General features: G+C 64.9%; 17 protein-coding genes. 3 read left to right on the top strand and 14 right to left on the bottom strand.

The genetic code is table 11. The features are described from left to right. Window positions 1-25: 25 nt before the first annotated feature. Window positions 26-1,429 (bottom strand): glucose-6-phosphate dehydrogenase (NADP(+)), encoded by a 1,404-nt coding sequence (locus DK926_RS01140; RefSeq protein ID WP_114328053.1) that lies wholly within the window; start codon window positions 1,427-1,429, stop codon window positions 26-28. Between the two features lie 36 nt (window positions 1,430-1,465). On the opposite strand from DK926_RS01140, the gene DK926_RS01135 reads away from it, so the two are divergent. Then, window positions 1,466-2,050, top strand: coding sequence for a hypothetical protein (locus tag DK926_RS01135; protein WP_114328620.1), 585 nt, complete (start codon window positions 1,466-1,468; stop codon window positions 2,048-2,050). Here the strand turns inward: DK926_RS01135 and DK926_RS01130 are convergent. The 4 genes from DK926_RS01130 to aspA form a co-directional block, all read right to left on the bottom strand. Then, the gene (locus tag DK926_RS01130; protein WP_114328618.1) at window positions 2,047-2,619 is read right to left on the bottom strand and encodes an isochorismatase family protein; all 573 of its coding nucleotides are present in this window, start codon (window positions 2,617-2,619) and stop codon (window positions 2,047-2,049) included. The genes DK926_RS01135 and DK926_RS01130 overlap by 4 nt on opposite strands. Before the next feature lie 96 nt (window positions 2,620-2,715). Further along, window positions 2,716-3,576 (bottom strand): asparaginase, encoded by an 861-nt coding sequence (locus DK926_RS01125; RefSeq protein ID WP_114328051.1) that lies wholly within the window; start codon window positions 3,574-3,576, stop codon window positions 2,716-2,718. A 4-nt stretch (window positions 3,577-3,580) separates the two neighbouring features. Beyond that, a complete protein-coding gene (locus DK926_RS01120) occupies window positions 3,581-5,008 on the bottom strand; it encodes an amino acid permease (protein WP_114328049.1) in 1,428 nt (475 codons plus the stop codon). A gap of 5 nt (window positions 5,009-5,013) precedes the next feature. Then, the gene (gene aspA / locus DK926_RS01115; RefSeq protein WP_114328047.1) at window positions 5,014-6,453 is read right to left on the bottom strand and encodes an aspartate ammonia-lyase; all 1,440 of its coding nucleotides are present in this window, start codon (window positions 6,451-6,453) and stop codon (window positions 5,014-5,016) included. Between the two features lie 145 nt (window positions 6,454-6,598). Here aspA and DK926_RS01110 point away from each other — a divergent pair, with 145 nt between their 5' ends. Continuing rightward, complete coding sequence (locus DK926_RS01110) at window positions 6,599-7,294, top strand: FadR/GntR family transcriptional regulator (protein ID WP_114328045.1); 696 nt, start codon at window positions 6,599-6,601, stop codon at window positions 7,292-7,294. Window positions 7,295-7,300: 6 nt separating this feature from the next. Here the strand turns inward: DK926_RS01110 and ligD are convergent, their stop codons facing one another. From ligD to DK926_RS01095, 3 genes are all read right to left on the bottom strand, one after another. After that, window positions 7,301-8,248: a non-homologous end-joining DNA ligase gene (ligD, locus tag DK926_RS01105; RefSeq protein WP_068422165.1), complete on the bottom strand. Its 948-nt coding sequence runs from the start codon at window positions 8,246-8,248 to the stop codon at window positions 7,301-7,303. A gap of 247 nt (window positions 8,249-8,495) precedes the next feature. Next, window positions 8,496-10,121 carry a chaperonin GroEL gene (gene groL, locus DK926_RS01100; protein ID WP_068422162.1) on the bottom strand — a complete coding sequence of 542 codons (1,626 nt, stop codon included), beginning with the start codon at window positions 10,119-10,121 and terminating at the stop codon, window positions 8,496-8,498. Window positions 10,122-10,346: 225 nt separating this feature from the next. Beyond that, window positions 10,347-11,222 carry a DMT family transporter gene (locus DK926_RS01095; RefSeq protein ID WP_243636576.1) on the bottom strand — a complete coding sequence of 292 codons (876 nt, stop codon included), beginning with the start codon at window positions 11,220-11,222 and terminating at the stop codon, window positions 10,347-10,349. 182 nt (window positions 11,223-11,404) lie between these two features. Here DK926_RS01095 and DK926_RS01090 point away from each other — a divergent pair, with 182 nt between their 5' ends. Further along, entirely contained in the window at window positions 11,405-13,276 is a 1,872-nt protein-coding gene (locus tag DK926_RS01090) for a BCCT family transporter (protein ID WP_114328041.1), read from the top strand. Between the two features lie 128 nt (window positions 13,277-13,404). On the opposite strand, the gene DK926_RS01085 is transcribed toward DK926_RS01090, so the two are convergent. Genes DK926_RS01085 through DK926_RS01060 form a run of 6 tightly spaced genes read right to left on the bottom strand, consistent with a single transcriptional unit; the run spans window position 13,405 to window position 18,525 of the window. Beyond that, complete coding sequence (locus DK926_RS01085; RefSeq protein WP_114328039.1) at window positions 13,405-13,992, bottom strand: DJ-1/PfpI family protein; 588 nt, start codon at window positions 13,990-13,992, stop codon at window positions 13,405-13,407. 2 nt (window positions 13,993-13,994) lie between these two features. Further along, on the bottom strand, window positions 13,995-14,672 hold the full coding sequence (locus DK926_RS01080) for a GPP34 family phosphoprotein (protein ID WP_114328037.1): 678 nt from the start codon (window positions 14,670-14,672) through the stop codon (window positions 13,995-13,997). Further along, a complete protein-coding gene (locus DK926_RS01075) occupies window positions 14,669-15,088 on the bottom strand; it encodes a DUF1801 domain-containing protein (RefSeq protein ID WP_114328035.1) in 420 nt (139 codons plus the stop codon). Before DK926_RS01075 ends, DK926_RS01080 begins: the two co-directional genes overlap by 4 nt. 1 nt (window position 15,089) lies before the next feature. After that, window positions 15,090-15,440, bottom strand: coding sequence for a UBP-type zinc finger domain-containing protein (locus DK926_RS01070; protein WP_068422151.1), 351 nt, complete (start codon window positions 15,438-15,440; stop codon window positions 15,090-15,092). Then, window positions 15,437-16,873 (bottom strand): ATP-binding protein, encoded by a 1,437-nt coding sequence (locus tag DK926_RS01065; RefSeq protein ID WP_068422146.1) that lies wholly within the window; start codon window positions 16,871-16,873, stop codon window positions 15,437-15,439. Before DK926_RS01065 ends, DK926_RS01070 begins: the two co-directional genes overlap by 4 nt. Further along, window positions 16,870-18,525, bottom strand: a complete 1,656-nt coding sequence (locus DK926_RS01060; protein ID WP_114328033.1) for an FAD-dependent oxidoreductase — start codon at window positions 18,523-18,525, stop codon at window positions 16,870-16,872. Before DK926_RS01060 ends, DK926_RS01065 begins: the two co-directional genes overlap by 4 nt. Between the last annotated feature and the right edge of the window lie 13 nt (window positions 18,526-18,538).

The raw sequence follows: 18,538 nt of genomic DNA, 5'->3' as shown, positions 1-18,538 counted from the left end.
GTGCAACTTTCCGCGCACGGGTGCGTCAGCGCACCAGCCACCCGCACGGCGACGCCAGGTCATCGGCGCTCTCGGGGCCCATCGTCCCGGGAGCGTACTTCTCGACGCTCGGCGGGTTGTCCAGCAGCGGCGCTGCGACCTTCCACACCTGCGCGAGACCGTCGGGACGGGTGAACAACGAGCGATCACCGTTCAGCACGTCCAGGATGAGACGCGAGTACGGCGACAGTGGTTCCGCGTCGGGAACGCACTTGAGCGGCAACGACAGATGCCCGACCGACAGGTCGAAGTCCGGGCCCGGTTCCTTCACCGTCATCGACATGTCGATCGCTCCGTTGCCGGACAGGTCGAACGACAGGACGGTGCCGTCGTCGGGGATCCCGGTCAGCGGGCTGTTCGGGGGCTTACGGAACACCAGCGACACACGTTGTGCACTGACGCCCAACATCTTTCCGGTGCGGAGCAGGAACGGCACGCCGCGCCAGCGATCGGTGTCGACCCACAGCTTGGCCGCGACGAACGTGTCGACGGTGGAATCGTCCGCGACGCCCTCGACGTCGCGATAGCCGTCGTACTGGCCGAGGACGACCTCCGAGGTGTCGATCGGCCGGAACGACCCGATCACGGTCTCGCGTGCCGACTGCAGATCCTCGGCACTCATCGATGCGGGCGGTTCTATCGCGACCTCCGCTGCAACCTGGAACAGATGCGTCACCAGCATGTCCAGCACGGCGCCGGTCTCGTCGTAGAACTCGGCGCGATCGTCGATGTTCAGCGTCTCGGGGACGTCGATCTGCACCTGCTCGACATGCCGGGAATTCCAGATGCCGTCGACCATGCCGTTCGCGAACCGCAGAACGTGCAGATTCTGCGTAGCTTCCTTACCGAGGAAGTGGTCGATCCGGTAGACCTGCTTCTCGTCGAGCACGCCGTGGACGACCTTGTCGAGCTCCTCGAAATTCTTCTGCGACGTCCCGAACGGCTTCTCGTAGACGACGCGCGCGCCCTCGGCCAGGCCCTGCGCGCCGAGCGCCTTCGTGTAGTCCTCGAACGTGGTCGGGGGCAGGGCGATGTAGTGCACCAGCTGGGCGTCGTCGCCGACGTCCTTGCGGGCGGCCTCGATCACGTCGGGTAGCGCGCCCGGATCGTCGACGGTGAATCCCTTGCCTGCGAACCGAATTCGTTTGGAGAACGCATCCCAGTGATCGGTGCCGGACCCGAACTCGTCCAGTGCGTCGTGCACGTGGTCGCGGAACTCCTCGTCGGACGTGTCGTGCCGGCCGTTGCCGATCAGCACCCATTTCTCGGGAAGAAGGCCCCCCGCATGCAGCTCGTAGAACGACGGCAGCACCATCCGCTTGGCAAGGTCACCGGTCGCACCGAACAGGACGAAGATCGTGGGTTGCACAGACGCCATGTGGTCCATCATGCACCCGTCGGCGAAAACGTGGTTACAGTCGGGCCGATGGAAAGATCACGGTTTCACGGGGAAATCTACGGGGTAGGTACCGAATCCGGTGTGCGGATCGTCGTCGGCCACTGGACGGATTCTCCACTGGGAGAGTTCACGGACATCATGGTCGAGTTTCCCGACGGCCGCAGACTCCTTCTGGCACCGTCGGACGCCGTGCGCGAATTCGTCACGTCCACTTACACGTTCGACGACACACTCATCACGCCGGTGACGTTCGGACCGGAGATCACGGCCGGCCCCTTGACGCTGCGCGTGGTTGTCGGTGGTGTCACGCCCCTCGGACGATTGTTGCGCGTGATCCCGTCGGCGGTGTCGACTGCACCGTGGTTCTGCGCCCTCACGGACCCGATCGCCCGCGTCGTTCTGCGTGGGGTGCGTACCCGCGGCAGCGCAGGCAACGGTCGACGCGAGTACTACGGTGCCCGCGATCAACACCGCATCACCGCGGCATCCGCGTCGTGGAACGGGGAGGACCTGGGCGCACTGACGCCCGTCGATCCTCCCGTCACCTTCGGCTTCGGCAGCACACCCACCTCGCCGTCCGTCACCACCATCACGACGACGATCGACTCCTAGACCAGGTCTGCCCCGGCCTCGGCCAGTTCTTTCAAAGAGGCCTTCGAGGACTGGGCGGCCACCCCCGCCACGTACTCGGTCAGCACGCGCACCGACAGCCCCGCATCGATCGCGTCGAGCGCCGACGCCCGCACGCAGTAGTCCGTCGCGATGCCCACGACGTCGATGTCGGAGACCTCGTTCTGCTTCAGAATGTCCGTCAGCGACGTACCGTTCTCGGCCACACCCTCGAACGCCGAATACGACGGCTTCCCCTGCCCCTTGAACACGTGAAAGTCCACCGACCCCGTGGACAGATCGGGGTGGTACTCGGCGCCTTCCGTACCCGCGACACAGTGCACCGGCCAGGTCGTCGTGAAGTTCGGGGCCTCGTCCGTCGCGAAGTGTCCCCCGTTGTCGCTGTCGGCGTCGTGCCAGTCGCGCGAAGCCACGATGACGTCGTACTCGTCGCCTTCCCGGGCGAGGAGCGTGCTCACCTTTCGGGCGACGTGCGCACCGCCGTCGACACCGAGCGCGCCGCCCTCGGTGAAGTCGTTCTGAACATCGACGATCAACAAAGCTCGAGTCATGGTGTCCAGTATCCCCGCGGACGGCGAGGGGTGCATGATGCTCCCTAACTCCACGAAATCCGCGGGATCCCGCGGATTTCGTGGAGTTAGGGAGCGTTATACCCGGGTAGCGATCTGCGCCGCCAGCAGTACCCGCGCCTGACCGGCCCGGAGCACCGGCGAGAACACGGCACCCGCGTCGACGAGGTCAGCCCCGCCTCCCCCGCCGCCGTAGCTCGGCTCGATCTCGCCGACGGGCACGCGCGTGGTCACGACGACCGGAACTCCCTCGGCCGTGCAGGCTTTCACCGCCGCGACCACATCCGCATTCGTGTTCCCCGAGCCGAGCGCCTGCAGCACGATGCCCTGGGTGCCCGCGGCGCGGTACGCGTCGATGGCCACCGCGTCGACACCCGGGTAGAGCGCGACGATGTCGACGCGAACGCCGGCAATCGCACTGCGCGGCAGCACGGTTCGGGGTTCGGCCGAACTGGCGAACGCGTCGAGCTCGGACGTGTGGCACTTCCACAACCCCCGCGCGGGCAGCGTGCGTCCGCCGAACACCACGAGAACCCCACGGCCTCGGTTCGCCGAATCCGTCACAGCACGCACGGCTGCATCGACATTCGCCGGCCCGTCGGGGTCGGGATGATCGGACGTGCGCTGAGCCCCGGTGAACACGACCGGGCGCGGGTCGTCGTGGAACAGATCGACGAGAAGGGAGCTCTCCTCCATGGTGTCCGTGCCGTGCAGGACGACGACGCCGTCGCACTCCGTATCCTCCAGCGCCTCGGCAACCGCGTCGACGATGCGGTCCATGTCCGCGAAGTCGAAACTCGAGCTGTCCTTGGACATCAGGTCGACGACCTTCACCTCGGCGGCGAGGTCGAACCGCGCTGCGCCGGGGCGGCTGACGCCGTTCTCGTCACGGCTGCTGGCGATCGTGCCACCCGTGGTCAGGAGGGCGATGTAAGACAAGCGGTCATACCTCTCGATCTTCTGCAAGTGTGCGAATTCGGTTGCGGCACAGGAACCAGCCGGCAACGAGAAGAGGCGCGATGAACAGGATGGACGCGATGGTCCACGTGCCGACCGGCTTGTCGAACGCCATCAGAATCAGCACGGCGAGCAGGAAGCCCAGTGTCGCAATGCCCGTGTAGGGCGCACCGAACATGCGGAACTTCGGCCGCTCCAGAGTGCCGCGGCGCGCGAGCCACCACAGTTTCAGCTGGCACATGACGATGACACCCCACGCGCTGATGATACCGAGAGCAGCCAGATTCAAGACGATCTCGAACGCCTGCGCAGGCACGGCCGCGTTCAGTCCGACGCCGGCGAGCGCGACGAGTGCCGTCAACGCGATGCCGCCGTACGGCACACCTGCCTTGTTCATTCGTGCGGCGAACTTCGGCGCCGACCCGGCGACCGCCATCGAATGCAGAATGCGGCCCGTCGAATACAGTCCGGCGTTCAGCGAGGACAGCGCCGCCGTGAGGACGACGAGGTTCATGATCGCGTCGGCGCCCTGCACGTCGATCGCACCGAAGAACGTGACGAAGGGGCTCTCCCCCGCGTGATATGCGTTGTAGGGCAACAGAAGCGACAGCAACAGAACCGATCCGACGTAGAACACGAGAATGCGCACGATGACCGTGTTGATGGCCTTCGGGATGACCTTCTCCGGCTCGGCCGTCTCACCGGCTGCGGTTCCGACCAATTCGATCGACGCGTACGCGAACACGACACCCTGGATGACGACGATCGCAGGAAGCAACCCGTTGGGAATCAATCCGCCGTTGTCGGTGATGACGTTCAGGCCGGGTGACTGCCCGTCGATCGGCGTTCCGAACAGCACGTAGTACACACCGACGGCCAGGAACGTCACCAGGGCAATGACTTTGACCAGTGCGAACCAGAATTCGAGCTCGCCGAACACCTTGACCGACACCAGGTTCAAGCCGAGCACGAGCACCAGCCCGATCAGCGCGAACACCCACTGGTCGACGTGTCCGAGCGGTGCCCAGTACTTCTTGAAGAAGTTCATGTACAGCGCGACGGCGGTGACGTCGACGACCGCTGTCATCGCCCAGTTCATCCAGTACAGCCAGCCGGCCGCGAATGCCATCTTCTCACCGAAGAATTCGCGTGCGTACGACACGAAGCTGCCCGACGACGGCCTGTGCATGACGAGTTCGCCGAGCGCCCGCAGGATCAGGAACGCGAAGAATCCACACAGGGCGTACACGAGGACCAGCGCGGGGCCTGCATCGTGCAGGCGTCCACCGGCGCCCATGAACAGACCGGTGCCGATGGCGCCACCGATCGCGATCATTTGAATCTGGCGTGGTGTCAGTGACTTTCGATAACCGAGTTCTTCCTCGACTATCGGTCTCGTGTTGTCGACGGTCATGGGTCCTACCTTGTCGAGGTTGCTGGGGCGTCGGCGTGCTCGGTCGGCACGACGCGGAGGTTGGCGAGATGTTCGGGGCTGAGCAGGCGATCGAGTTCGTCGCGGGCGAGCAGTTTCTTCTCGAGCACGAGGTCGACGACATTGCGCCCGGTCAGCAGGGCTTCCTTGGCGATTGCCGTCGACTCGACGTACCCGAGGTACGGGCTGAGTGCGGTCACGAGCCCTATGGAGTTCTCGACGCGGTCACGCAGCAGGTCGGCGTTGGCGGTGATCCCGTCGACGCATCGCGTGGCGACGGTGCGGCACGCCGCACCGAGGTGGGCCATGCCCTCCGACAACGACTTCACGATGATCGGCTCGAATGCGTTGAGCTGCAACTGTCCTGCCTCGGCGGCCATCGTGATGGTGACGTCGTGACCGATCACCTCGTAGGCGACCTGGTTGAGAACCTCCGGGATCACCGGGTTCACCTTGCCGGGCATGATCGACGACCCTGCCTGCATCGCAGGGAGATTGATCTCGTTGAGCCCGGCGCGCGGACCCGACGACAGCAGACGCAGGTCGTTGCAGATCTTCGACAGCTTCACCGCGACGCGCTTCAGCACGCCGGACAGGTGCACGAACTGGCCGACGTCCTGCGTCGCTTCGATCAGATCGGTCGCCGTGACGAGCGGAAGCCCGGTCTTGCGTCGCAGATGCTCGCAGGCCGACGCCGTGTATCCGACGGGCGCGTTCAAGCCGGTTCCGATGGCCGTCGCACCGAGGTTGATCTCGCCGACGAGCAGCGCGGCTTCTTCCAGCCGCGAGCAGTCCTCGTCGATCATGATCGCGTAGGTGCCGAACTCCTGGCCGAGCGTCATCGGTACCGCGTCCTGCAGCTGCGTCCGCCCCATCTTCACGACGGTGGCGAACTCGACGGCCTTGCGCTGGAACGCGTCGCGCAGGAATTTCAGCGACTCGATCAGTTCGTGAACCGCGTAGATGGTCGCGATGTTGACGGCCGTCGGATAGACGTCGTTGGTGGACTGACTGGCGTTGACGTGCTCGTTCGGGTGCAGATGGGAGTAGTCGCCGCGGGCATACCCGAGGATTTCGAGGGCGCGGTTGGCGATCACCTCGTTGGCGTTCATGTTGGTCGACGTGCCCGCGCCGCCCTGGATGACGTCGACGACGAACTGCTCGTGCAGCTTGCCGTCGAGAATTTCCTGGCACGCCTGACGGATGGCATTGCCGCGAGTGGCGTCGAGGATGCCGAGTTCTTCGTTGGCGGCCGCCGCTGCCCATTTGACGGCAGCGAGACCCCGGATGAGGTGGCCGTTCGTGTTGATGGCGCGACCGGTGATCGGAAAGTTCTCCAGCGCTCGCAGGGTGTGGATGCCCCAGTAGCTCTCGTCGGGTATCTCGCGCTCGCCGAGAAGGTCCTTCTCGACACGGGTGACCGCCACTGCATGCTCCTTGGTTTGTCCGGCTGTCTGACAGGTTAGAGTGTGAACCAAGCCACGCAACGCGTCAACCCACGTTTTATGGTCATTCCGGAGGCTCCACTCCCGCCGTTTGACTCCCGATCAGCGAGAAGGGGACTATTCAGACATGAGCCTGTCGGACAGCTGGGCGGTCAGTCAGCCGACCGCAACGAGGATGAGCGCCGCCGAAGCAGTGTTCGCAGATCTGCGCGACGCCATCGTGTCGGGCCAACTCGAGATCGGCGACAAACTCCCCGCCGAATCCGCACTGGCCGCTCGCCATGGCGTCAGCCGCTCGGTCATCCGTGAGGCACTGCGATCCTGCACCGCGCTCGGACTGACCGAAACCAAAACGGGCAGAGGCACTTTCGTCGTACGCGACCGCGTCACCGGAGACCTTGACATCGGCAACTACGAAGCACGGGAACTTATGGAGGCTCGGCCGCACGTCGAGATTCCGTCCGCGGGCTGGGCCGCCGAACGTCGCACCGACGAGGACCTGCAGATCCTCACGGACCTGACCGACCGCATGCGGCGCGAGGACAACCACCAGGCCTGGGTCGCGCTCGACGGCCAATTTCACACAGCCATCGCCCGCGCGGGAAAGAACCGCGTCTTCGAGGCCATCATCGTCGACATCCGCGGCGCACTGACCCGGCAGTCCGAGACTCTCAACCTCGTTGCCCGACGACGGGAGATGTCCAACATCGAGCACGACGCCATCGTCGCCGGCATCCGTTCCGGCAACTATCAGGAGGCAGCCGACGCCATGGCCGCGCACCTCGACGCCGTTCGGGGAGCTGTCCAATCGTTGGGTTCCTAGGTCGACTCAGTCTTCGGGTTCCGACAGCCCCTCCCGCTCGTCTCGCTCCGCCCATTCGATCAACGGGTCGAGCGAGAAGACCGCGTCGTCGATGCCCGCGTGCAGATCCCCGAGCTTCTCGAAGCGCTTCGGCACCGTGAAGATCGTGAACTCGCGCGGATCGACGTCGGGAATCTCGTCCCACTCGATCGGCGTCGACACCGTCGCCTGCTGATTGCCCCGAACCGAGTACGCGCTGGCGATGGTGTGATCGCGTGCGTTCTGGTTGTAGTCCACGAAAAGCTTTGCGGGGTCACGATCCTTACGCCACCACACCGTCGTCACGTCGTCGGCAGCCCGACGCTCGACTTCCCGCGCGAAAGCCAGTGCGGCCCTGCGCACATCCTTGAATCCGTAGTCCGGCCGAATGCGTACGTAGATGTGAAGCCCATGTCCGCCAGAGGTTTTCGGCCATCCGACGGCGCCGATCTCGTCCAACACCTCGTGCACGACGCCGGCGACTCGTCGAACCCGGTCGAACGGGCAGTCCGGCATGGGATCGAGGTCGATGCGCCACTCGTCGGGGCTCTCCACGTCGGCTCGACGGCTGTTCCACGGGTGGAACTCGACGGTCGACATCTGAACCGCCCACGCGACGTGCGCTAGTTCGGTGACGCACAGTTCGTCGGCAGTTCGGTTGTAGCGAGGGAACTTCACGCGCACGGTCTCGAGCCACGGCGGCGCACCGTTCGGCACCCGCTTCTGGTGCACCTTGTCCCCGGCGAGCCCCTTCGGGAAGCGGTGCATCATGCACGGCCGCTCTCTGAGTGCGCGGACGATTCCGTCGCCGACGCTCAGGTAATACTCGACCAGGTCGAGCTTCGTCGCCCCGCTCTCCGGGAAGTACACCCGGTCGGGGTTCGAGACGCGAACAGTCCGCTCGCCCACCTCGAGTTCGATAGCGTCCGATGCCATACCGCGAGCCTAGGTGCGATCGGCCGAGTTTCGCGCACCTTCCAGCGCACGCGCACGTTGCAACCCGCGCACTTGCTGCACCCTGCGCACGCAGCACCCCCGGCCGAGCACCCACACCAACCGCGCACCTTCCAGCCCACGCGCACGTTGCAACCCGCGCACTTGCTTCAACCTGCGCGCGGCGCTCGGAGACGAAAAAGCCCGGCCCCTCCGAAGAGGAACCGGGCTTTTCAACGTGGGAACGGACTCAGAAGTCCATGCCGCCCATGCCACCGGTCGGGTCGCCGACGGGCGCTCCGGCCTTCTCGGGCTTGTCGGCGACGACGGCCTCGGTCGTCAGGAACAGAGCCGCGATGGACGCTGCGTTCTGCAGTGCCGAGCGGGTGACCTTGACCGGGTCGTTGATGCCTGCAGCGAGTAGGTCCTCGTACTCGTTGGTCGCGGCGTTGAGGCCGTGGCCGGACGGGAGGTTGCGGACCTTCTCTGCGACGACGCCGGGCTCGAGGCCTGCGTTGAACGCGATCTGCTTCAGCGGTGCTTCGAGGGCGACGCGAACGATGTTCACGCCGGTTGCCTCGTCGCCGTCCAGCTTGAGCGAGTCGACTGCGGGCGAAGCCTGCAGCAGTGCGACGCCACCACCGGCGACGATGCCCTCTTCGACGGCTGCCTTCGCGTTGCGCACTGCGTCTTCGATGCGGTGCTTGCGCTCCTTGAGCTCGACCTCGGTCGCAGCTCCGGCCTTGATGACTGCAACGCCACCGGCCAGCTTGGCCAGGCGCTCCTGCAGCTTCTCGCGGTCGTAGTCGGAGTCGGAGTTCTCGATCTCGGCGCGGATCTGGCTGACGCGTCCGGCGATGGCGTCGGAGTCGCCCGCGCCTTCGACGATGGTGGTCTCGTCCTTGGTGACGACGACCTTGCGTGCCTGGCCGAGGAGCTCGAGGCCTGCGGTCTCCAGCGAGAGGCCGACCTCTTCGCTGATGACCTCGCCGCCCGTGAGGATGGCGATGTCGGCGAGCTGAGCCTTGCGGCGGTCACCGAAGCCGGGAGCCTTGACGGCAACGGACTTGAAGGTGCCGCGGATCTTGTTGACCACGAGGGTGGAGAGAGCTTCGCCCTCGACGTCCTCGGCGACGATCAGCAGCGGCTTGCCGGACTGGATGACCTTCTCCAGCAGCGGCAGCAGGTCCTTGACCGTGGAAACCTTGGAGCTGACGAGCAGGATGTACGCGTCTTCGAGGACGGCTTCCTGACGCTCTGCATCGGTGGCGAAGTACGCCGAGATGTAGCCCTTGTCGAAGCGCATGCCCTCGGTGAGCTCGAGCTGCAGGCCGAAGGTGTTGGACTCCTCGACCGTGATGACGCCTTCCTTGCCGACCTTGTCCATGGCCTCGGCGATGAGCTCGCCGATGGACGCGTCGCCTGCGGAGATACCAGCGGTAGCAGCGATCTGCTCCTTGGTGTCGATCTCCTTGGCGGAGGACAGCAGCGACTCGGTGACGGCTGCGACAGCCTTCTCGATGCCGCGCTTCAGGCCGAGCGGGTTGGCGCCGGCTGCGACGTTGCGCAGACCTTCGCGAACCAGGGCCTGGGCGAGAACGGTAGCGGTGGTGGTGCCGTCACCTGCGACGTCGTCGGTCTTCTTGGCGACCTCCTTGACGAGCTCGGCACCGATCTTCTCGTAGGGATCTTCGAGCTCGATCTCCTTGGCGATGGAGACACCATCGTTGGTGATCGTGGGAGCTCCCCACTTCTTCTCGAGCACGACGTTGCGACCCTTGGGGCCCAACGTCACCTTTACTGCATCGGCGAGGGCGTTGAGGCCTCGCTCGAGGCCACGGCGTGCCTCTTCGTCGAACGCGATGATCTTGGCCATTGCGAAGTGATCCTCCGGATTGGGGGTGACACGCAGAGCGACCGGGTGCCAGTCGCTCCATCTGCACTTGCTCGGCCGAGTTCGGTGCCCGCGACGGACGACCAGGGGTGTCGATGATTCCCAGCCTCACCGTCCCGACCTGGCACTCACAAGGCGCGAGTGCCAAAGCCATTTCTAGCACTCGACCATGGCGAGTGCAAGGTCGCCGACGCGGGGGAACCGCAGCTACGGCCCAACCGGAACCGACGTCTCTCCCTGCGCCGACGACCTGGCAAGCGCTACCGTCGCGGCGATCATCGCCGACAACGCCACGACGAGCACGACGGCGACGTCGCGGTCGGCGTCGAGATATTCGCCGAGAACCAGAAACCCGAGCGCCGACGCGACGACGGGTTCCATGACGGTCGTCGCCGGGAGCGATGCCTGCAGCGCCCCCGCTTGGAACGCCGATTGCTGCAACGAGATCGCGCACACGGCCACGACGATCAGCGCGTACAACTCGATCGACGTCAGCAACGGGACCGCGCCACGAGATACGAGATGCACGACGCCTTTCGTCAGCACGGCCGCCACACCGAACAGCGCGCCGCCGGCCGATCCGAGAAGTACGGCGCGACGCGATCCCGTACTGCGCTGCGCGGCGAACACGCACAGCGCCACGAATGGAATGCCGACGAGACAGATCACCACCCAGTGCCGCGCCTCGGCCCGTTCGATGCCGGGCTTCGGGTCGCCCACGACGACGAGAATCGCGACCGACGCCGTCAGGATCGCGGCCCACAGCCATTCCGCACCCGAGATCGCGCGATGGGAGAATCGGGCACCGAGCGGCAACGCGAAGAGCAGAGACAGAACCAACAGCGGCTGCACCAACAGCAACGATCCCAGCCCGAGCGCGGCGGCCTGAAGCGCGTAGCCGCCGATGCCGACGACCGTTCCCACCCACCAGACCGGCCGCTTCACCAGCGTCGTTATGGGGCCGAGGACGCCGACGTCCTCGAGGGGAACTTCAGCCGCAGTGCGTTGGCGAACGACCGTTCCGATCGCGATGCACAGAGCGGCACCTAGCGCCAGGACCACCACGAGAAGTGTTTGCGGCACGCTACGAAACAGTAGTGCGCGAGCTGTTCGCCTGCATTCCATCGGTCCGTTATGGTGTTTACCGGCACTTGACCCAAATTAGAGATAAGCACGAGAACCCGAGAGTGGTCGGCCCGGCATGGTTGCGACCTCGCATCGGCCGCCGTCCACGATTCGCATACGAAATTGTGAGGACGGAAAACTTGAATTCCCCGAAGAAGCCCAACGTCGTCACGGAAGCGTGGAACGGGCTTCGAAAACCCGTCTTCATCCCGGCTTCCGTCATCATCTTCGTGATGATCGCGTTCACCGTCGTCTTCGCCGGAACCGCCGAGGACGCGTTCGACTCTCTCAACAAGGCGATCACGGACGGCGTCGGCTGGTGGTACATCCTCGCCGCCACCGGATTCGTCGTGTTCGCGGTGTACTGCGGCGTGAGTCGGGTGGGCAACATTCGCCTCGGCCGCGACGACGAGAAGCCCGAGTTCGGTGTGCTGTCGTGGTTCGCGATGTTGTTCAGCGCAGGAATGGGCATCGGCCTCGTCTTCTACGGTGTGGCAGAACCGTTGTCGCACTACGTGGTTCCGCCCGAAGCCGGTGGCATCGCCGGATCGACCGACGCGGCAGCCAATCAAGCCATGGAGTTGACGCTCTTCCACTGGGGTCTGCATGCGTGGGCGATCTACGTCGTGGTCGGTCTCGGACTCGCGTACATGACGTATCGCAAAGGTCGTCCCCTCTCCATCCGGTGGCTCCTCGAGCCCCTGCTCGGCCGCGAACGAATCGAAGGCGTCATCGGTCATGCGATCGATGTCGTGGCCATCGTCGGCACACTGTTCGGCGTCGCCACGTCTCTGGGCTTCGGCGTTCAACAGATCTCTGCAGGGCTCGACTACCTCGGCTGGGTCGAGACCGACAACTGGCTCGTCGTCGGGCTCATCGTCGTCGTCACGGGACTCGCGACGTTCTCCGTCGTGTCCGGCGTGACCAAGGGGCTCAAGTGGCTGTCGAACATCAACATGGGTCTCGCTGCCAGCCTCGCGCTTTTCGTCCTCCTCCTCGGTCCGACTCTGTTCCTGATGAAGTCCTGGGTTCAGAACCTCGGCGGCTACGTGCAGGCGTTGCCCGAACTGATGCTTCGCACATCGCCTTTCGCCGACGACGGATGGGCGGGAGCATGGACCATCTTCTACTGGGGCTGGTGGATGAGCTGGGCACCGTTCGTCGGCATGTTCATCGCCCGTATCTCACGAGGCCGCACCATCCGTGAGTTCGTGTTCGGCGTGCTCCTGGCACCGACGATCATCGGCTCGCTGTGGTTCACGATCTTCGGCGACGCAGGCATCCTGCGTCAGCGCAACGACGGCGACCTTCTCGTCGACGGTGCAGTCGACACCAACACGACTCTCTTCCAGTTGCTCGGCGGTCTGCCTCTCGGCATCGTGACGAGCGTCCTGGCGATATTCGTCATCGTCTTCTTCTTCGTCACGTCCTCGGACTCCGGATCTCTGGTGATCGACATCCTGTCCACCGGAGGCGATCTCGAGACACCCAAGGTGACCCGCGTGTACTGGTCCGTTCTCGAAGGCATCGTCGCCGCGGTGCTACTACTCATCGGCGGGGCCGGTTCGTTGACCGCGCTGCAGACCATGTCGATCGCGACAGCGGTTCCGTTCTCGGTCGTCCTCGTGCTTGCGTGCGTGTCGATGCTCAAGGCATTCCGGTACGACGTCGCCACGACGCCGCGCTACGTCCGCGTGACCCAGACCAACACCGCCTCCGAGAACGGCGACGGCTCCGGTAACGGCGCTGCTGCGAAACGACCTCGTGGAGGCGGCATTTCGTCGACCTTCTCCGGTCTCGGACCATCCACCGTCGGTCTCACGACGCCGACCGGCGGAACCGTCGTGCTCGCCGTGCACGAGGTGCCGACGGAAGCGCTGGAGGTCCACCCGGAGACCGGCGCGGTCGAATACTCCGGCGACGACGGTCTCGTCGACCCGCTGCGCGGCGAGGTATTCGACACCCAGGAGTTCGCGGAGTCGCAGGAGGGGCAGACTCAGTCGAATTCGTGAGTTCCCGAACGACGAAGGGGCCCAGCATCAGCCGGGCCCCTTCGTCATCTCTCTATGTGGTCACTGTTTTCCTGGCCGTCGCCATCGCCGCCTTGGTCTTGCGCCTGCTGCCTACTGACTGCTTGACGTCAGGGCGTCCACTCGTACTGCATCTGGCGCGCAGTACGAGTGGCAACGTCTGCACTTACGAGGCGACCGACGAGGTGTAACGCCAGATCGAGGCCTGCGCTGATGCCGGCCGACGTCGCGACGTCTCCGTGATCGATGAACCGAACTTGTTCGCGCACATCAAGATTCGGGAAACTCCGTCGAAGCTCGTCGATGTCCTCCCAGTGTGTCGTGACCGGCCGTTCGTCGAGCACTCCCGCCGCTGCCAGCAGAAATACGCCTGTACAGACGGATGCGGTCACTTCCGCTGCAGCCGAACGGCTCTCGATCCACGTCACGGCGGCCACCGGCACATCGTCGACGACACCACCCGGCACGAGTACGACGTCGAATCTCCGGTTGTCGGCAATCGTCGTATCGACGGCAATTCTCATTCCCCCGCGCGCACGGACCGGTTCCTCATCGACACCCACGAGGACGACATCGAACGCCGGATCGCCGCCGTCGCGCGTGGTGATGCGGTTGGCCACGGAGAAGACCTCGAACGGTCCGCACGCGTCGAGCACTTCGACGTCGTCGAACATCAGAATCGCCAGCGAACGCGTCATGGCTAGGACGCCCCGGTCGCAACGATGGACGGAACGATGACCGCCGCCATCACCGCGGCGTTGACGTCCTGCACCGCCTTGCGGACCGCCGCGCCGGCCCAGTCACCCTCGGCGATCTCCTTGGCGCGTTTCTTCGCTGCCTTCTTGTCGACGCCCGGCAGCACCTTGTGTATCGCGTCGACGGCCGACAGAAGTGAGATCAATGCCGAAATCGGCGCGGTCGGGGTGGTGCCGTCGACGATCGCGCTGCCGATCCACTGACGAAGCCGGTTCTCGTGCGTCGTATCCCGAGCGGGCCAGGTGGTCGTCGGAAACAGTCCGAGCACGTTCTTGCGTTCTTCGATGACCGAACCCTGCGCTGCGAGACGAGATCCCAGTTCCTTGTTCAGGTTTCGCTGCAGCTTCTCGATGACCTTCTGCGGCTTCGGTGGAGTCTTCTGCGTACCCACGAACGCATGTGCGCGGGCAAGCAACTCGTCCTGCGGCGGCGGGCCGGACACGACCAGCCGGCCATCCCTGACCTGCTCGCCCTTGCCCGTGAGACGCACCGCCCCACTCATCGCGAGCTCGAGCACCACTGCACCGGCCAGCACCCTCGGGAACTTGGTGCTGTCGACGATCGGTCTGCCGGACACATCGTCGACCAGAAGCACGAACACGTCCTCCGCGATGAGCGTCATGTCCCGAGAGTACCGATCACGTAGGGATAGGACACCTCGATCATCTTCTCCAGCACGGCGGTATCGACGTCGGCGAGCTTGTTGACGTACAGACACCCCGCGCCCGCCTTGTGCTTGCCCAGCTGCTCCAGCATGGCCTTCGCCCTGGGTGCGTACGTGAGGCCGTACAGCGCGAGCGACGTCTTTCGCGGCGAGAAGCCGACGGCCAACGAATCTCCCTCGCGCCCACTGGCATACGTGTAGTGATACTCGCCGTAACCGACCATCGACGGCCCCCACATGACAGCAGGCTCGCCGGTGACGCGAGACATGATGTCGTGCAGCGCAAGGCCGTCGGCACGCCGCACGGGATGTTCGACGGCCTGCAGCCATGCGAGCGCGTCGACGTCCGTCGCCACGGTCTTGTTCTCACCCATGTCAGTTGAGGTATCGCTGCCAGTCCGACGGCACCAGGTCCGCAGGGCCAGGCGTCGACTGATCCAGTGGATGATGTTGCGGCGGAGCCAGTTCCGGTCCGTCGTACATCGTCTCGTCGGCGTAGCTGTAGTACCAGGTCTCCCCCGGTTCGTAGCTGCGGATGAATTGGTGGCCGGTGCTCTCGGCGTGCTTGCTCGCATGCTGCGACGGTGAGGAGTCGCAGCACCCGATGTGGCCGCACTGCGCGCAGCGCCGCAGGTGAAACCACCATCCGCTCGCTTCGGAACATTCGAGACACCCTGGCCCCGACGGTGCGACCTCGGTGTCGATTCCGGGAATGTGTTCGCTCATCGATCCTCCTCTGGCGCTGCTGCAGGCTCGATCGGGAGCCTGACGACGAATCGGGTGTCACCGGGAACGGACTGCACGGACAGGTCGCCTCGATGTTTCTTGACGACGATGCGCCATGAGATGTCGAGTCCGAGTCCGGTCCCCTCCCCCACGGGTTTCGTGGTGAAGAACGGTTCGAAGATTCGAGACTGAATATCCTCCGGCACACCGGAACCCGTGTCGCACACCTCGACCAGCACCTGATCGTGGTCGCGACGCGTCCGTACCGTCAACGTGCCCTCGCCTGCCATCGCTTGTACCGCGTTGTCGATCAGGTTGGTCCACACCTGGTTCAGCTCGGCGGCGTACGCGGGGATCGGCGGGACCGATGCGTCGTAGTCCTTGACCACGGTGATGTCGTCACCGATCTTGCGCGCCAACATCACCAACGTGCTGTCGAGCAGATCACGAATGTCGACGGTCTGGTACGGCGCCCGATCCATCTGCGAATACTGTTTCGCAGCACCGACCAACGTCGACACACGCGTTGTCGAGTCGGCTATCTCGTTCATCAGCAACTCGGTCTCGACGGTGTAGTTGAGCCATCGAATCGCGCCTTCGAGTAGCTGCGAATCGTCCACGGTCGCAACGACTTTGTCGAGCCACGCCACGTCGAGGCCCGCCTGCACGAACGTCGGCGCGATGTCCCAGCCACCCGAGATGTCGTGATCGTCGAACCAGTCGCCCAGCTCGTCCTCGCGGTCCGACGCCTCGAGCGGCGACAGCTTGGGAGCCTTCGCGACCAGTTCGACGGCTTCCTCCTGCAGTCCGACGAGCGACGTCAACGAGCCGGGGTCCAGTGAACCGTTGGCGATCATCTTCAGCTTCTGCCGCATGTGTGCGACGCGATCGCGCAGCGCCGACGTCGCACGTACGGCCGCCGCGGCCGGGTTGTTCAGCTCGTGCGTCAGTCCCGCGGACAGCGAGCCGAGCGCAAGCAGACGCTCTCGCTGTTCGACGATCTGCTTGGTGTTGCGGCTTCCGAAGAACAGTCCTTCCAGCAGGTGCAAAGCCATCGGAAACCACTCGGAGACGATCTCGGCGAAGCAGTCCGCATCGAGCACGAAGAACCTCGACCGCTCGGTGACCCGCATGGAACCCGGGTACACCTGCGGCACCCGGTCACGGAGATAGGCCTGCCATGCACCCGCGTACACACCGCGCTGCGACGTCCGGTTGATGACAAGATCCTCGCCGCCGGACAGCTTCGACAGCACCAGCGATCCCTCGATCAGTACGTAGAAGCACGTGGCCGGATCGCCTTCGGCGAACACCGGGCCGGGCTCGATGATCTCGACGTGCCCTTCCTGGCACAGTCGCTCCAGCTGGTCGTCGGTCAGATGCTCGAACAGGAACAGCGTCTTCAGCTCGTCCGGAGAGCACTGGGCGGTCATGGGTTCGCCAGATATCTGTGCACGAGCATGACGGCCATCGCTCCTTCTCCTACCGCCGACGCGACGCGTTTCGCCGAGTCGGACCGTACGTCGCCCGCCGCGAAGACGCCGGGAACGCTCGTCTCCAGGTGGTGCGGAAGCCGCTCGCGGTCCCACCCGCTCGGGGCTTTGCCGTCGACCACCAGGTCGGGGCCCGTCACGACGAAACCGTGTTCGTCACGCTCGACGAAGCCGTCGAGCCAGTCGGTGCGCGGTGCAGCGCCGATGAACAGGAACAGGTACTGCGCGGGAACGGTTTCGTCCGTGTCGGTGACGCGGTCGTGCAGCGTGATCGATTCGAGGTGATCGTCGCCGCCGACACCGACGACTTCGGTGCACGTGCGCACCGTGATCTTCGGGTTCTCCTCGATCTGCTTGATCAGGTAGTACGACATCGACGCCTCGAGCGACTGCCCACGAATCAGAATGGTCACCGATTTCGCGCCGCGTGCCAGATACACCGCAGCCTGGCCTGCCGAGTTCGCACCGCCGACGATGTAGACGTCCTGCTCGGCGCAGCGCGTGGCTTCCGTCATCGCCGAACCGTAGAAGACGCCGCGGCCCGTGAAATTCTCGATACCCGGCGTCGTCAACTGCCGATACGCGACGCCCGTCGACAAGATGACCGTCTGCGCATCGATGCTGCTGCCGTCGGCGAAACGAACCGTCCGGGCAGCGCCGTTCGCTTCCAACGAGACGACGTCCTGCGTCGTCACCACCTCGGCGCCGAACTTCAATGCCTGCCGACGCGCCCGCTCGGCCAGTTGAGCGCCGGAGACTCCGTCGGGAAATCCGAGGTAGTTCTCGATGCGCGAACTCTGGCCGGCCTGACCACCCGTCGCGGTGCGCTCGATGAGCGTCGTGCGCAGTCCTTCCGACGCCCCGTACAGGGCAGCACCCAATCCGGCGGGACCACCACCGATGACGACGAGGTCGTAGAACGCGTTCGACGGTGTGGTCGTCAATCCGAGGTGAGCGCCGAGTTCGGCGTCGGTCGGCGAACAGAGCGCCTTACCTTCGGCTGTGACGACGACCGGACACACCGTGTCGTCGACACCCGCCGACGTCAACAGGCGGGCACCTTCGGGTTCGTCGGCCATATACCAGCGATACGGCAGCTGATTGCGAGCCAGGAATTCGCGAACCTCCGACGACCGTGCCGACCAGCGATGGCCGATGATCCGTGTCTCCTCCACCGGCCGGTGGTTCGACGACGCCCATGCCTCCAGCTGGGCGTCGAGCACCGGGTAGAGCTTCTCCTCGGGCGGGTCCCACGGCTTGAGCAGGTAGTAGTCGAGGTCGATGACGTTGATCGCCTCGATGGCCGCGTCCGTGTCGGCATACGCCGTGAGCAGCACGCGACGCGCATAGGGGTACAGGTCCATCGCCTGTTCGAGGAACTCCATGCCGTTCATCTGCGGCATGCGATAGTCGGCCAACAGCACCGCGACGGGCTGACCGCGCAGCTTCAGTTCCTTCAATGCATCGAGCGCCTGCGCTCCGGACTCGGCCCGGATGATGCGGTACTTCTCGCCGTAGTGACGGCGCAGATCGCGTGCGACGGATCGGGAGACCCCCGGGTCGTCGTCCACGCTGAGAATTGCAGGCTTCATGACCCTCCAGAAC

Source organism: Rhodococcus sp. Eu-32 (assembly GCF_003336925.1).
GTDB classification, from domain to species: Bacteria; Actinomycetota; Actinomycetes; order Mycobacteriales; family Mycobacteriaceae; genus Rhodococcoides; species Rhodococcoides kyotonensis_B.
This window is presented reverse-complemented; position numbering and strand designations above follow the sequence as displayed.